13 protein-coding genes and 1 pseudogene are annotated in these 15,222 nt (G+C 63.6%); 1 reads left to right on the top strand and 13 read right to left on the bottom strand.

Translation table 11 applies throughout. The annotated features are described in order from the left end of the window. Positions 1–340: 340 nt before the first annotated feature. The 8 genes and pseudogenes from V1633_RS05780 to V1633_RS05745 form a co-directional block, all read right to left on the bottom strand. Positions 341–1,837, bottom strand: coding sequence for a class I SAM-dependent DNA methyltransferase (locus V1633_RS05780; protein WP_331213104.1), 1,497 nt, complete (start codon positions 1,835–1,837; stop codon positions 341–343). A 16-nt stretch (positions 1,838–1,853) separates the two neighbouring features. Beyond that, positions 1,854–2,678, bottom strand: coding sequence for an HNH endonuclease family protein (locus V1633_RS05775; protein WP_331213103.1), 825 nt, complete (start codon positions 2,676–2,678; stop codon positions 1,854–1,856). Beyond that, positions 2,675–4,216, bottom strand: a complete 1,542-nt coding sequence (locus V1633_RS05770) for an AAA family ATPase (RefSeq protein WP_331213102.1) — start codon at positions 4,214–4,216, stop codon at positions 2,675–2,677. Before V1633_RS05770 ends, V1633_RS05775 begins: the two co-directional genes overlap by 4 nt. Beyond that, complete coding sequence (locus V1633_RS05765; protein WP_331213101.1) at positions 4,213–5,958, bottom strand: restriction endonuclease subunit S; 1,746 nt, start codon at positions 5,956–5,958, stop codon at positions 4,213–4,215. Before V1633_RS05765 ends, V1633_RS05770 begins: the two co-directional genes overlap by 4 nt. A 420-nt stretch (positions 5,959–6,378) precedes the next feature. Continuing rightward, positions 6,379–7,851: a tyrosine-type recombinase/integrase gene (locus V1633_RS05760; RefSeq protein ID WP_331213100.1), complete on the bottom strand. Its 1,473-nt coding sequence runs from the start codon at positions 7,849–7,851 to the stop codon at positions 6,379–6,381. Beyond that, positions 7,848–8,276, bottom strand: a complete 429-nt coding sequence (locus tag V1633_RS05755; RefSeq protein ID WP_331213099.1) for a helix-turn-helix transcriptional regulator — start codon at positions 8,274–8,276, stop codon at positions 7,848–7,850. Before V1633_RS05755 ends, V1633_RS05760 begins: the two co-directional genes overlap by 4 nt. After that, positions 8,251–9,183, bottom strand: a complete 933-nt coding sequence (locus V1633_RS05750) for a DUF2637 domain-containing protein (RefSeq protein WP_331213098.1) — start codon at positions 9,181–9,183, stop codon at positions 8,251–8,253. The genes V1633_RS05755 and V1633_RS05750 overlap by 26 nt, the downstream gene beginning before the upstream one ends. Positions 9,184–9,575: 392 nt before the next feature. Next, positions 9,576–10,462, bottom strand: a pseudogene (locus V1633_RS05745) (replication-relaxation family protein). A gap of 1,124 nt (positions 10,463–11,586) precedes the next feature. Between V1633_RS05745 and V1633_RS05740 the strand changes: the two are divergent. Further along, positions 11,587–12,243: an HAD family hydrolase gene (locus V1633_RS05740; protein ID WP_331213097.1), complete on the top strand. Its 657-nt coding sequence runs from the start codon at positions 11,587–11,589 to the stop codon at positions 12,241–12,243. 105 nt (positions 12,244–12,348) lie between these two features. On the opposite strand, the gene V1633_RS05735 is transcribed toward V1633_RS05740, so the two are convergent. The 5 genes from V1633_RS05735 to amcA (V1633_RS05715) all read right to left on the bottom strand — a co-directional run bounded on the left by V1633_RS05735 (position 12,349) and on the right by amcA (V1633_RS05715) (position 14,928). After that, entirely contained in the window at positions 12,349–13,011 is a 663-nt protein-coding gene (locus V1633_RS05735) for a pentapeptide repeat-containing protein (RefSeq protein ID WP_331213096.1), read from the bottom strand. Positions 13,012–13,087: 76 nt separating this feature from the next. Further along, positions 13,088–13,270 carry a multiple cyclophane-containing RiPP AmcA gene (amcA, locus tag V1633_RS05730; protein ID WP_331213095.1) on the bottom strand — a complete coding sequence of 61 codons (183 nt, stop codon included), beginning with the start codon at positions 13,268–13,270 and terminating at the stop codon, positions 13,088–13,090. Between the two features lie 10 nt (positions 13,271–13,280). Continuing rightward, the gene (gene amcB, locus V1633_RS05725; protein ID WP_331213094.1) at positions 13,281–14,402 is read right to left on the bottom strand and encodes a cyclophane-forming radical SAM peptide maturase AmcB; all 1,122 of its coding nucleotides are present in this window, start codon (positions 14,400–14,402) and stop codon (positions 13,281–13,283) included. Then, complete coding sequence (locus V1633_RS05720; RefSeq protein WP_407951964.1) at positions 14,399–14,764, bottom strand: hypothetical protein; 366 nt, start codon at positions 14,762–14,764, stop codon at positions 14,399–14,401. Before V1633_RS05720 ends, amcB begins: the two co-directional genes overlap by 4 nt. Continuing rightward, positions 14,761–14,928 (bottom strand): multiple cyclophane-containing RiPP AmcA, encoded by a 168-nt coding sequence (gene amcA / locus V1633_RS05715; protein ID WP_331213093.1) that lies wholly within the window; start codon positions 14,926–14,928, stop codon positions 14,761–14,763. Before amcA (V1633_RS05715) ends, V1633_RS05720 begins: the two co-directional genes overlap by 4 nt. Positions 14,929–15,222 lie beyond the last annotated feature (294 nt).

Below are 15,222 nucleotides of genomic sequence, written 5' to 3'. Positions count from 1 at the left end.
GACTTTGCGCATGCCACCCCAGGAAGCTCACCTGGACCAGCAACTCCGACACACCCGGTCCGCACAGAGTCACCAGTTCGGCCTGACTCCCACGCCCACACGCATACAGCACAGGCCCTCGACGGCCATGCCCGTCCAACGCGTCCCGAGCACCCGCAGAGCACCCCGCCCGTCTGCTTTTGCCGCCTGCCTCCCGAACCGCATGTGCGGATCTCGCTCCATCCGGCTCTACTCACTACGCGGTGACCGCTGCCGTCAACGGAAGCCGACAGCCGACGGATCACCGCCTCCTGCGGGGCGCCGGTCGGCAGCCATAGACAGGACAAGGGCCGTCGCAGCATCACCGCTCTTCCCTGCGCCTCTCGTCCCCTGGCATGAGCTTCGCAGCCTCGGCCAACGCAAACTGCAAATCAGCCACAAGATCGCCTACAATCTCGTCAAAGTTCTGAGTCGCCATAGCGTTGCCTTGCGACGGAAGCCAAAACAGATCCAGGCTGCAATCTTCCCGCTTGAGTATGTCATCGACGCTAAAGCTTCGCCACCTACCGCCTACCGGATCCTCCGCCCTTGAGTCCTCCCGCTTCGCACGATCCGCCGGCTCATAAAGTCTCGTGAACTCTGTCAAGTCAGCGGAGCTCAGGCGACGACCTACTAGCGTGAATCGCTTATCTGTGCGCAAATCGTATACCCACAAGCGTCCTCGCTCCGAGCCTTGACCAGGCGACTTGCGATCAAAAAAGAGAACATTCGCGTTCACTCCTGCCGCATAGAAAATGCCAGCAGGCAGCCGCAGAAGCGTATGGACGTCGAATGTTTCGAGTAGCCGCCTTCTGATTGCAGAACCCGCTCCAGGACCCGAGAGAACGCCGTCAGGAACAACAACTGCGGCCCGCCCACCCTGCGACAAGCTCACCGCAACATGCTGGAGGAAATTCAGCTCCTTGTTCGAAGTCGAGACCCATAGGTCATCGCGCAGCACACGACGGCGCTCATCGTCACCTTCCTTAGCCTTCGTCACAAGAGTTACGCTCGAGCGCTTCCCGAAAGGCGGGTTCGTGATGATGACGTCGTACAGTTCCTTCGGCGGGACTGCAAGGCTGTCTTGTGTTGCCACCGGCGGCTCGGCTGTGCCAGCGTTCGGACCTATGCCGTGGAGAAGGAGGTTCATGGCAGCAAGCCGCGTAACCTCACCTACCAGCTCCCCTCCCCGAATAGCGTGCAGACGTAGGTGCTCTTCCTCCGTCGGCGTCATGTCCGGATTGCGCATCCTGAGATGACGAGCGGCCGAAATTAAGAAGCCCCCGGTTCCGCATGCAGGGTCAAGGATTTTTTCCCCCGGCTTCGGGTCAATGCACTCAACAATAGCGTCTACAACGGGTCGCGGCGTGAAGTACTGACCGGCGCCACTTTTGGTGTCTTGGGCGTTTTTTTCGAGCAGGCCCTCGTAAGCATCACCCTTCACATCTATATCGAGCGCACTCCAATGCCTAGCATCGATAAGATCCGCAACGAGCAGCCGCAGCTTATGTGGGTCCTTAATCTTATTCCGAGAGTCGCGGAAGATTAAGCCCAGCATCCCATCAGAGGCGCCTAGAGTTTTCAGGATTTCACCGTAGTGTCGGTGGAGATCATCCCCCCGGCGTTCCACAAGGCTCGGCCAGTCCATACCGTTCGGTACAATATTAACGCCGCTCTGAGTCGTGGCAGTTTCGTGTGCCATCTTGAGGAAGAGCAAGTACGTTAACTGCTCGACGTAGTCAGGGTAGGACAGGCCGTCATCCCGCAGAATACTGCAATAGCTCCAAAGCTTCTGAACGATGTCTCGGGCGCTACTCATCTACTCGTTCTTTCTATCAGAAAACTTGGTCGATCCACGTATGCTCAGAATCTCGATAACCTTTTACCAAGTCCCTGACCGCTGCGGAATACTCGGCCCCTGGGGCACAGAGCTTCTTGAGTTGGGCGATGACGGATTCAAAAGCAGGCTCGTCCGATCCGTCGAGGAGCCAGCTATCATAGTATCTTCTACCAAGAGAAATCAACTCCCGGACCCGATTCAGCGTTTCAAGACGCGCTTCTACGAGTTCCGTGTGATTAAGGTGGTAAATTTCAATAGACTTGCTCGCTCGTAATCCTTTTTCGCCCCCGTACCTTGGCTCAGGAACGCCATCTTCCCGGAAGTACAGAAGGGCCGGGTCCGTAGCTCGTATCGGGTCCAACAACATCGGGCGTTCGACCGCAATATCACCCTCCTCGAAGACACGGTCCTCTGGGTTTAGAAGGGGGAAGTGCGTTTGCTTACCGCCTCTACTGCCGCCCACACGGTCCACACGGGTTGAGTTACAGAAAGTGCAGCAATAACGATAATTGCGGAAATCGAAGGCAAGCCACCAATAACCTTCGTGTTCCGGGCTTTCCTCGACCTTACTCTTCGGACGAAAGTGATCAACTGCAGCATCGGACCGCACGTCCCGAGTTTCGCAGTACCAGCACTTGCCTGTGCTCGCCCCCGCCAAATGATGCTTTACTTCCGCCCAGAGACTTGCGTGCTTGGTCAAAACCTTCTTGCGATCGTCGCTTGTCGTTGCAGCACGGACGTCAAGAAGCGCCGCCGCAGCTTTTTCCTTCCATGACAACTCCACCCGCTGCTCAAGCCTGACTAGATCGATGAAGATCACGGCTCCGCCTCCAGCCTTTCAAGCAGCAATCGGACCACTTCGTTGGCTAACTCTTGCCGCCGGTCGATCTCCCCCGGCGTTAAAGTAGCCTTCCGCAAGGCAAGGTGATTTTCCAGTACGGTCATAGCCGAGACATAGGGCTTGTAGAGCGGATCGCGGGTGGTCCTCGAAAAGTCAAGGTTAGCCAGATACTCATTGAGTGACGACAACTCGGCGCGTTGCTCTGGCGTCAACGTGTCGAGCGATGCTAGGTCGCGCTTGCGATCCAGCGCGTTGAGTGTCTCTCGATCGAGTTGCGATCTCAGCCCGTAGAGCTCGCTCGTCAGAAGGCCGGCCACACCCATGCCCTTAGGATCTTCTTCAGGAACCGCTGCATGGATCCTGTCCGCTTCGCCTCGTCTCATTACGCGGACTTCATCGCGGGTAAGTGCCGACACAACCAGCGGGTCGTGCGTGGCCATCACGATATTGGCTGAATCTGGATCAGACACGTGTGTCTTCAGGAGATAGGTGTAGTCCAAGCTCCAGGACGGGTTCAGATGCGTGTCGGGCTCATCAAGCAGAATGAGCCCCTCCTGACCCTCTACAAACCTAAGCAGACCTAATACCGTCAGGAGCTGCTGCTCGCCCTCGCTTAACTCGCGAAACGTAAGAGCATCATCGCTGCCACTTATGGTGACCCGGGTTCGAACATCCTCGATTAGATCAGATATATACAAGCTCTCAAGTGCCTTGAAGAATTCGGCCTGGTTATCGTAGCCGTCAGCAAGGGCAAGCAAGTCCTTCTTGTCTTTCAGATACAGGTAGAGGCGCTCAGAGCCCCGGCGTCCCCGCATAGGCGCTAATGCAATACGGTACAGGCGAGAGGCGAAGTCACGCACCACGCCGCGTGCACCCCAGATCCGGGGGTCCCCTGGGTTCGTAGGGTCTGCGCCTCTGTTCGGGTTGAACCATGACGGCCTTTTTAGGACGAACAATACCGAATCAAGGTCCACAATTCGCAGGAAGCGTGTGAGAACTTCACGGTCACCGGATTCGCGAGCGAAGAAGGACAGCAGAACGAACTGGCTGTGAACAAGGCGCGCGTATAGCAATGGGCGGAGAGGCCTGTCTGCTCCTTCACGGAGATCGCTTGCGAAACGGATCTGATGGCTTTCGAAGTGCCGTTCCATTCGATTGCTCGGGCCTGAATAGTAGCCAAAAACAAAACCAGGAAGGTACTCCCCGCCTCCCTTACGGGAGAATCGATCAGCACGCCACCGTTCACCGTCGACCTCAATAAGGGCAGTGCGGCCCCGACGTGCCGGATCGCAATCCACGCGGATTGACTTGCCCTTGCATCGGTAGGCAAGTTTGAACGCAAAGAGCGGAGGCGCTCCAAGGTCTAGATCCCGGAAAATTATGATCAGGGCTTCCAGTACATTTGACTTCCCTGTTCCATTCTGTCCCACCAGCACGGTAGTCTGAACATCCGAGAAGTGGATTTCAAAATCTTGCAGATTCTTCCAAGACCGGATATACAGACTCTCAAGCCTCATTGCCGCTCCGCCAAATTTAGGAATGGCTCGCCATGAGCGTCGCGAACCTCCCTTACGCTGCCCGAATAGATATGTCTGCGCAGGTCCGAATAGAACTCATCAATAAGTTCCTCCGAATATCCGGAGGCGTCGAATAGCTCCTCTGGCCTAAGCGCAGTTTCGGCATCGGATAGCGCCTTCAGAAGGTCGACTCTTGTCGCACTTCGGCCACCCGCACGTGATCGTCGAGCCGTGCTCCGTCCTGTGGGAGAAGACTCACTTTGGCCAGCTTCCTCGACTATGGCGGGAACGACACCATAAACAACTGCCCCAGGAAAGACGGCCTTAAGGGAAGCTTGCCTGGCCAATAGCACTCGATCGCCGATCGCCGAAAGCACCTGCGAAAGGTTCTCCGCAGCACGAAGCCTCCGCGTCGCTTCTTCAACGATTCGCTCTTGTTCCTCCAGTGGCGGGAGAGGAAACGGCAAGGCCGCAAACCGTTGCGTACTAAGGTGTGCGATGTTTGTACTCCATCGGGCGGCTTCTCGAAACCGACCGGTGCGCAAGTAGGCACGAAAAACCAAGAGAGCGAACGTCGCACTCACCCCTGGGTGCGCACGGAACCGAAGCAGCGTCATCTGGAAGCACCCGCCCGGCAGCTCCCCCCGATACATGGCCGGCCTACCAACCAGCTCCGGACTTTGGCCCTCGTTCAAGAGTATGTCGCCATACTCCAGCCGGTACGTCTTGTAGTCCTGCGGCGGGAAGTTCATCTCAAGCACGTCGCTGACATCGATGCGATCCTCGTAGACGTTGGCCACGCGCAGATAGGGTCTCATATATGGGCCCGAATGAGAGCTGGGTTCCCGCTTCTTGCCTAATGTCACAAGGCCGACCTCGTCCACCCGCGCCTGGACCCACCCATCGGGAAGACCACTAGCATTTGATGTGGATACATCGATGATGCTTCGCTTATATGAACGCCGCGGCTTTGCATTGAAGAGCTCACCCGCTTGGGCGGCTACTCTATCGTTTATCTTTTTGAGTAGCTCGCTGCCTGAAACATACGTGCCCGACCTCGCCGTTGCCAACTCAGCCTCTGTCGGCACGAGGCGACCAGCGATAGCATCAAGGATGGTCTGGTCTTCGAAACGACCGAGTCGGGATCGCGCACCGCCCACCGCCGTAGTGATGGAGTCAAGTATGGACCGGTTCCGTTCTATACGGTCAACCAAGTCCTGCTGCTCGGACAGCGGAGCAACCAGCAGCGGGACTCGGCTGGTCAGCGTACTTGTCGAGATGCTCGCTTGATTCACGTGCTGCTTCGCATGAAAGCGGAAGTATCCACACTCCCATAGATAGAGGAGCTGACAGGCTACGAACTGGGGTAGAAGCCCTTGGTGCAAGCGAAGGCGAGTTATGTGGTTAGAGAAGCCCCACTCGGCGTCAACCAAGTCGAAGACGGCACTCTTGCCGACGTGCTCGCGACTGTTTGTGTTGTTAAAGACGATGTCGCCTGGCTGGAGCCGGAGAGTAGATGCATCCGCCGAGACGTACTTGATTTGGTTAAGGTTTACACTGCCATCGCGGTCAATATTCATCGGACGCAAGTGCGGGATGCCAACCCCATCGCTATTGTGCGAACCGGATGAGAAGCCGCTGCGCGCATCAGTTATCAGTTCACCCAGTGGCCTGAGCTCCCAGCCCGCTGGCAAGTTCGTCGGCGAAACAGGGTAGAGTTCAGTCAACAGAGCGCTGGCCATTTATGCTGCCACCCGCCCAGCGACGACTGGCTTCCCGCCTGCCTTGGGCCTATACGGTCGATGACTCAAGATCCTGACGGGAAGGCGCATGACGGGTACCCTAGCGCACCTCGCTAGCGAGATATTGGCCCGTTGAGGCGCGCCACGAGTCGGTAAGCCTACTCACAGCGATCGAACGACCACTGCAGGCGCGCGCGGATGGTTGGGCGGCAATCAGGTCGCTGGTCGTCCGGCGCCCCTGTTGGTTACTTGCGCTGTGACTGCTGGTTCCGGTAGAGGCTCGACCCGCCTGCCCCTGAGTAACACACAGTTCCCAGGGCAGTTGCGGCCGACGGTGTTGTCTGGGAGGCCGTGCACGAACGTCGCAGGCAGCCTGTTCGGTCCGGAGCCCCTCCAGCTGGCTCCCGGAGGCAGCGTCGGCTACGTAGGCCATGTCACGCCACGTTGACGCGGAACGACCGACGCGGTTGCTTCGGCAGCGGCGTGAGAGAGCTCCGGCAGTACGTCCCCGTAGAACTTTGCGGTGAAGTGAGGGCTGGAGTGGCGGAGCCGGTTGGAGATGACTTTCATTTGGACGCCGGCGGCGAGGCCCATGGTGGCGGCGCCGTGGCGAAGGTCATGAAGGCGGATGGGTGGTAGGCCGGCTTGGGTGGCGAGGTGGTGGAAGTGGTCGGTGACGTCGGCGGGGTGTAGCTGACCGCCGGTCGGGTTGGTGAACACCAGGCCGGTCTTGATCCAGGCGGCACCGGCCGCGAGTCGTTCGCGGTGTTGCCGGGCACGGTGGGCGCGCAGGACGGCCATGGTTTCGGCGTCGAGAGCGACGGCTGCCTCGCTGTCGGTGGTCTTGGGAGTGTCGATCGCAGTGACCCAGCCGTGTTGGACGAGTTGCCACCGTACGGTGAGGGTGGCGGCGTCGAGGTCGACGTTGTCCCAGTGCAGGCCGCAGGCTTCGCCTCGGCGGAGGCCGGTGAAGGTGACGAGGTGGTAGAGGGCGTAGAGCCTGTCGCCGGCGTCGTGGGTGTGGTCGAGGAATCGTCCGGTCTGTTCGGGGGTCCAGATCATGACAGGGCTGGGGATCTTGCCGGTGTCGCGCCAGGTCTTGACGCGCTGGTCGGTCCAGATGGTCGGCTTCGGTGGCCGGGCCGGGGGTAGTTCGACCATGACGGCGGGGTTGGTGTCGATGAGCCGGTGGCGGCGCATCGCGTCGTTGAGGGCTTTGCGCAGTGTGGCGTGGATGCGGTGCTGGGTTGCCGGGCCGACGATGCGCTGGCGCTTGACCTGGTCCCGCTTAGCTTGGTCGCGGCTGGCGCGCAGAGTGCCGATGGTGGCGTTGCGTTCGTCGATGGCGTCGTACATCGCGTCGATGTGTCCGGGGCGGAGCCGGTCGATGCGCAGGTGGCCAAGGTACGGAATCAGGTACAGCCGGACGTGGCCTTCGTACGAGCGCAGGGTGCCCTGCTTGATGTTCTTACGCCCGGCAAGCCAGTCGGTCAGGTACTCCCCCAGGGTCGGCAGTTCGGTCGGGGTGATGTCCAGGTGCAGCGCCCGGCGGATCTGATCCGGCGTGGGTATGGGTGCGCCGGTCTTGGCGGCGGTTTCGATGAGGTCGCCGGTCTTGACCGTGGCGTGTGGGTCGGTGGGGTCGGGGACGGCGAGCGCGGCGCGGATGCGGTCCAGAACCGCGTCGGCATCTGACTGAGACGGATACGGGCCATGCCGCAGCGGCCGGCGACTCCCGTCAGCGCGAGCGGGAACTTCGATCTGCCAGTGCCACTGGCCGTGGCTGCGGGACCAGCCACCGCCGGGCCGGTGGAGCTGGGGACAGGAACGCCCCAGTCGCCGGCCCGAGGTGGTGTCGCGGCAGCCGCAACGTTTGAAGGTGGAACCCTTCACGCATCGTCTCCTTGGTGCTCGACGCGGTGCCGCCAGCGGTGGTGGGCATAGTCCGCTGGTGGCCTGGTCGTTGCATCCACGCTCGTCTCGCCGACGGGATCAAGTCGCCGGTCGTCGGCGGCCGGGGCGGGGCTTTCGAGCAGCAGAAGCTGGAGCAGGCCGGCGACTGGGACGATGATGCGGGTGCCGGCCCGGATCAGTGGCGTGGGGAAGGTGTCGGTGGCGGCGAGCCGGTACGCCTGGGAGCGGCTGACCCCGAGTACGGAGGCGGCGGTGGCGAGGGTGGTGGTTACGCCCAGGGCACGGAGGCGTTCGGCGGTCCACACCTCGACTGCGGCGGACGCGGGGTCGGCAGTGTGCGTGGTAGGCGTGGTGTCTGCCGTGCCGCGGTAGGACTGCTCAGTTGGGTTTAGGTGGGTGCTCATGATCGAGATGCTCCTGATCGTTATGGGATGGTTCGGATTCGCCAGATCGATATCTGTCGTCCGTTTCGGGTAGGTCGGTGGTGCCGGTCGCACGGTTGAGTGGGCTGATGCCTGGCGACCGCTGATCGGGTTTCAGCGGCGTCGCGGCCGGTAAGGCCCGGCCGCGCTTGGACGCAGTCGATGGCAGGGACGATTCGGCTTTGAGGGTCTTGAGGAGATCGGATACCCGGGTGTTGGAGACGCTGTGCCCGGCGGACCGGAGAGCATCGGCGAGCGCCGCCCGGGTGAGCGGCTCCCCGTCCGCGGCGAGCCGGTCCCGGACGTGTCGTGCTGCGGGCAGCAGTCCGTCCGCGTCCGGTGAGCGGTGCGTGGACCACTCGCGATGCGTTGTGTTGCGGCGGCGGGTCCGTCCGTCCCGTCGATGGCTGGCGCCGGGCGGACGGACGGTCCGAGCGGTGGACCGCTCCCCCACCGGTCCGGCGGACCGGGCGTGGTTGATCGGTCCGACGGACGGTTCAACGCCTGCGGTCCGGTCCGGCTCGTGTTTCCAGGACGGGGTTGCGTCGGTCCGAGTCGCTGTGCCGGCGTAGCCAAGGGCGACCTTGACCATGACGAGGAAGCCGAGCGCCGGCACAGCCGCGGCGATCCAGCCAATCGGCGAGGGCTCAGCCTCGACTACCTGCGCGGCAAGCGACAGTGTGACCGCACACCCCAGTACGACCGCCGGGAACCTGGTCGAGACACGAGCGCGTTTGCGGCGCCGCAACTCGAGTCCGGCTGCGATGGACATCAGTTCCAGGACGATCGCGTCCGCCCAGGCGAGCCATCCCGGTTGACCGTGTGCTGCGGCAACATTGTGGACGTGAGTGAAGCTCGCCGCACCGGCGGCCCCGCCGATCGCGAGCATGATCAGAATCTGGACGGCTCCCTCAGCCCGGTCCGTCCGCCGGGGACCGTCCGCATCGTTCTGCGGCGTAGTCGTGGCAAAGCACCTCCTCCGTCCGGACCGCAGCGGCGCCGGCACCGACGGCCGCCAAACTGGCCTGCATGGGGACGAAGATCATGTCCGTACCTCTCAAACTGGTAATCATGGGACGATCGCGCATAGGCGTGGGTAGCGCCCGGGCGAAGACGCGGGACGATACCTCGGGAAGGGTGCTGTCGGAAGGGATCCGGATCTGTCAGGGGACTGTCCGCGCTGGCAGCTCTCGCCGTGACAGACGGGTGACAGATCCCCGCTCTTGCTGTCAGCGGAGCCGGCGAGGTATGGGCCGCCTCTTGGTGATCGGATGGCACTGTTCATGCCGCCTGCGGCGATTCGTGTCGCAGGTCGACGACGTACGCGGCGAGGTCAACCAGCCGGTACCTCTCGCTGTCGCCGTGCGCGATGGCCCAGACGGCGTCAGCCGGAGAGAGCCTCGCTGAGGCGGCGTGATCGCGGGCGCCGGTGGCGATCGGCAGCAGGGATGGTGCCTCGGCGAGCATGCGCCGCAGGTTGCGTTCCCGGGCCGCGGAGTGCAGCCAGAACAGCACCGGCCACGCCCGTCCGATGGTGGCGAACAGTTCCTGGTACCCGGCCAGTTTGCCGAGCAGGACCGACAGCTGCTCGCCGCCCGAGTCGTACTCGACGAAAATCGGCACCTCGGTGCCGTCCTCGACCCACAGGCCGTACCATCCGGCCGTACCCGGGGTTGGTAGGCGCGCACCAGCCCCGGATCGTCCGGTCTTGTGAAGGCTCCGGCTCGGCCGGATGCCGACTCCGGCAACCACCGGCGCAGTTCCGCCTCAGGGTGGGTACGGGCGTGGCCGGCCAGGTCGGTGAAGAAGCTGTTGATCCCGAGCCGGTGCGCCAGGGCGCGGCTGGAGGTCCAACGTCGCCGTTCGGCACGGGCGTGATCGCGGCGTGGGGGCCGCTCGTCGCGGGCTGCGGCGACGACTTCGGCGCCGAGCTGGTCGATGACGTAGTGGTACGGGTACGAGCCGCCGTCGGCGCGCTGGGGCCGGAACCGGCCCACGAGCCGTAGCCGATGCAGCGTGCGCAGCCGGCGTTGGCAGAAGTCCAATGACGGGAACAGTGCGTGGGCGATCTGGAACGAGGTCAGCACCCCGTGGTCGTACAACCAGTTCAGCAGTATCCGGTCGCGGTCGGTGAGCTGGGACTGCACGCGAAGGACGGGGTCATCCACCAAATTTCACCTCCTCGTCGATCCTCATGAGGCGGGGTGCCGGGGGAGAGACCCGAGGCCATGCAGGGTCTCTCGCAGGACAAGCAGCAGGTGCTGACAGACGCCGTGACCTGCGGTGTGAGCGATAGTCGGGGGTCAGTTCGGGGGTCCGGTTGAAGACTGACCCCAACCCGGACGTCAACACGGACGCCCGAACCGAGGTCAAGCCGGGATCTGTCACCGCCATCGGTCCGTGGACGAGGCGGCGAGGTGAAGCAACGGGAGAACAACACAACTCCTTGGTCGAAGTCTGGACGGCGCCGACAGTCACGGCGCCTCGTGTGGTCGCCGGCCGTACCCGCCGCGCGGCCGAGTGGAGCCGCGCGGCGGGTAGCCGGCGCCCTGCCGGGTTACGCCCGGCGGGGCGGGCCGCGCGGACGCGGCCAAAGGAGCTATCACTGTGGAGATGTCAACGAACGCGTAGACCGGCGCACCGGCCGGCATGAGGCGAATCAGGGCAGCTGCAGTCGGCACGACCGCGAGCAGCGCGGTCGCGCAGACGAAGGTGGACAGCGATAGACAGGGCGGATGGCGTTGGCACCGGTACGCACGTCCACAACCCGTGACAGGGCGCTCCTACGGCCGCTCGGCACTGCGGCGGCCGGGTAGAGCCTCGGCTAACCCGCCGGGAAGAGATCCTTCATCTTGCCCCTCCTGTAGCTCGCTCGGCACCCGGTCGACCGACCCGATCACGCGGGCCCAGAACGAAAGCAAGCGCTCCGTCGGAGCACCCACGCATCGACCTATATGGCCCGGCGCAGAACCGCCGCACGGGGAACGTTCATCCAGTACCTCTCGGCTTGCCGCCCTTGTCAAGGCCATTCAGCTGCTGCGATTCAGCTCACAGGCCCGACCTGCAGAGTCGATCGCGCAGACACGGACTGGTCCGTCCGGGCGGGTACATCGTGGTTCGACGGCGGTGCCCACTGTCCGGAGAGCGCAAGTGCGCCTGCCTTTCCGCGAAGCTCCGCCCGCCTGTGCTCGCGGTCGTCGCTGGCGAGCCAAGCCCGCCCGTTTGCGCCCAGGCGGCTCTGGACACACAGACCCCCGTAGATCATTCTGCGTGCCCGGGGCACAATCAAGGGGTGATCGCGAGCGTGTTCTTCAATGTGGGCGAGACGATCGTCGACGAGTCCCGGGAGTACGGGACCTGGGCGGACTGGCTCGGCGTACCGCGCCACACCTTCTCGGCCGTCTTCGGGTCGGTGATCGCTCGCGGCCTCGACTACCGGGAGACGTTCCAGGTGTTCCAGCCGGGGTTCGACCTGACCGTGGAACGGGAGCGCCGGGCCGCCGCGGGACAGCCGGAGTCGTTCACCGAGGAGGACCTGTACCCGGATGCCCGGCCGTGCTTGACCGCACTGCGCGAGGCAGGGCTACGCGTCGGCCTGGCCGGCAACCAGACCGCGCGGGCGGAGACAATCCTGCGCGCCCTGGACCTGCCGGTCGAGGTAATCGGCACATCGGACGACTGGGGTGTGGAGAAGCCGTCCACGGCGTTCTTCGAACGAGTCATCGCCGAGGCCGGCTGCCCGGCAGGCCAGGTGCTCTACGTCGGCGACCGGCTGGACAACGACATCCGGCCAGCGCAGGAGGCGGGGATCGCAACCGCCCTGGTCCGTCGCGGCCCGTGGGGGTACATCCTCGACGACCACGCGGTCACCGACCGCTGCCTGCTCCAACTCGACTCACTGGCCGAACTGCCCGAACTCGTCCGCAAGCACAACGAGTCGGCCGGCTAACTCCCCGGAAGGGCGGCCCCGGCCGGCGGTGAGAGCGGCGACGCGTTCGTCAGGCCGGGCGCGGTGCCAGTTGTCGCCGAGTATCGGGCACCTCGGCCCCCGCGTTCAGTCGGCCCGCACGTCAACGCGTAGCTCCGCGATGACCAGCTGGGTGAGCTCGGGGAGTTGTTCTTGGCCGAGGGTGACCCCGTGCAGGTTGACGAGTGCCGTCTTCAGATCGTGCAGGCGGTTGCCCCGGAGGTCAGCGCCCTGAAGCTGGCAGGAATCGAGTTCAAGGTCGGTCAACTGGCAGGACCTGATGACGATTTTGGGTAGTCGGCAGGAGGACCACGTGCCGTTGGCGAGCGTGCAGTCGGTGAAGGCCGTGGCTCCAGCGGCGACGACGCGTTGGAAGGTGGCGTAGTCGAAGCGGCAGCCGTCGAAGAGGACGTCTTTGAGGCGTACGTCGGTCAGCCGGGTACCGGTGAACCGCGAGCCGGTGAACGCGCAGCGTTCGATGGTGATTCCGGACAGGGTCGAGCCGGAGAGGTCGGTGCGGGTGATTTCGCTGCCCCAGATGGCTCCGGCTTCCCAGGTACTTTCGCTGAGGTCCGCGCCGGCGATCCGGCTGCTACGGATGCTGATGTCTTCCAGTTGGACGCTTCGCCAGGAGACGCCCTCGATGCTGGCCTCGGTGAGGTCGCTCGCTGGGTCGGTGACGTTGTCAAGATCTTCCGGGTCGAGGTCCGGGAGCAGGACCTTTACATCACCGATGGTGGTTGTCCGCATGAATCCTCAGTCTGGTTAGGGGCGCGGGGTGGCGGCGCCACCCCGCGATCGTTTGCATACTCCCTGGGTCAGCAGGTCATTTCTTCTTGTTCCAGTTGTCCCAGCCGGGGCGGCTGTCGAACCCGCCCTTGTTGCTCCAGGTGGGTCGGTTGTCGAACTTGGCCGCGTCGATCGACGCTATCGTCCGGAGCGGCTCGACGCCGAAACGTGCGAGGTGCTCCGGCGTGGCGTCCACGAGGCTCGCGAGGGCGTTGGTCACGGTGGTCCTCCTAGCTGGCGAGGTGGTTTGCGGTGGCGCGGACAAGGGCCTGCCGGGTGGTGCGGCAGTAGTTGGTCTCCCGGGCGGTGAAGGTGTGGTGCTCGAAGTAGCGGTTGCCGGCCTGGGCACCCCGGCAGAAGTCGTAGAACGTGCAATGGTCCGCGCATTCGTTGAGTCCCGCGATGAACTCGGTGACGTACCGCAGGTTGCCGGCCCGGGCCAGGATGTCGCCGATCGGTTCATGGAGAACGTTGCCTGCGACGAAGTCTCCGTACTGCGGGTCCTTGATTCCGAGGAGTTCTGGTGACAGGAGGACCACGTGCCCGTCCCAGGAGATGGTGGGGATCGGTTCGTACGGGGCGTCGTCGACGAGCCCGGCGCGGGTGGCGGTGAGGTAGTCGGCCAGGCGGTCCAGATCGCGGATGGGTAGCGGGCTGCCGTCGATCCGGCGCTGGACGAGTTGGTGCCAGAACCGGTACGCGGCCTCCTCCGACACCGGTGTCCGCCCGGCGCCTTCCTGTTCCTCGATGTTGAAGCCCACGGAGCGGCACCCGGGTAGGTTGGTGAAAAAGTCGATGAGGTCGTCGGCTTGGTCGATGGTTTCCGGGGTGACGACGCAGATCACCGAATACGGCAATCCTGCTTCGGCGAGCGCCTGTATCCCTCGGATGGTCCGGGCCGTTGTCGATTTTCCGGCCCGGTCGAGTCTGTTGCGGTTCAGGGCGCCGGGGCCGTCGATGCTGACCCCGATCTCGAACTCGTAGGCAGTGAACAGGTCACACCACCGCTGGTTGATGAGGGTGGCGTTGGTCTGGATTTCGTGGCGTACCTGTCCGGCCTGCCTCAGTTTCTCGAACGGGGCGAGCAGTTCCCGGAAGGTGTCGAGAGGTGTTGTGGTGGGCTCGCCTCCGTGCCACACCACGCTTACCGGATAGGGGCTTGCCTGTTCCTTGACGGATCGGGCGGACTCTGCGGCGACCGGGACCGTCATGAGCCTTCGGGATTGTCGGTCGGGCAGGTAGCAATAGGTGCAGTCCAGGTTGCAGAAGCTGGTGGGCTGCAGTACCAGGGTGTGGAAGGTGCGGGCTATGGCTGCCCGCCCGTCGGCGGTGATGACACCGATGCCGCTCATGATCCTGCCTCCCCGGCCTGTACCTGGTCGTTGTGGTCGTCGGGTACTGGTGGGTGGGGTGCGCGTGGCCAGCCAAGGAACCTGTCGAACAGACCGGCGGTGCTTCCCGTAGCGCTCGGGTTGAGTCTGTGCAGATCATCGATGGCGCCGCAGAGCAGGGTGGCCAGGTAGAGGCACAGGCCGACCCGGCTGCCCTCGTATTCGGCCAGGAGATCCAGCTTCGCCCGCCCGCAGGGCCAGGGCTGACCGCAGGTCCGGCACAGCCAGAGCGGACGCAGCGGGAGGTGCTCTCTCTGCGGTTGTTCTCCCTGCTTCGAGGTGTGGCGGCGCGCGGGTACGGCGTCTGGGTGGGCTTCGGTCATCGGCGCATCTCCTGCCGGGCCTGCCGTTCGAAATGCTGACGCCACACGTGGGTGAGCAGCGGCGGCTCGGTTATCCGCTCCAACTCGAGCGGACCAGCGGGTTTCGGCGGCTCCGGACGCCACGGTTCGCCCGTCGTCGCGTTGCGCGAGACGTACACCGTCATGGCCGCCTCCCGAAACAGGTAGGCGCCGGCAAGCGGTGGGCTCGCCTGGGGAAAGGCGAGCCCACCGCCGCCGGGCGGCGGCTGGGAGCAGACCGCCAGTCACCCGCCCGCGCAGCCCTGGTGGCAGTACGCAGACGGGGAGTCACGGGCACACGCGTGCGAGTCTCTGGGGACCCCATCGGCCGACGCGTCAAAAGCTTCTGGCCTCGAATGGCTACGTGCTTCATTCCTGCGCTCCCTGATGGAATCCGTGAGGGGTGGCGGCAGCGCCTATTCGTCACGAGAAGGCGACTG

Source organism: Plantactinospora sonchi (genome assembly GCF_036422035.1).
Taxonomy (GTDB): domain Bacteria; phylum Actinomycetota; class Actinomycetes; order Mycobacteriales; family Micromonosporaceae; genus Plantactinospora; species Plantactinospora sonchi.
Note: the sequence above shows the minus strand (reverse complement) of the source record. Positions and strands in the feature narration are given on the sequence as shown.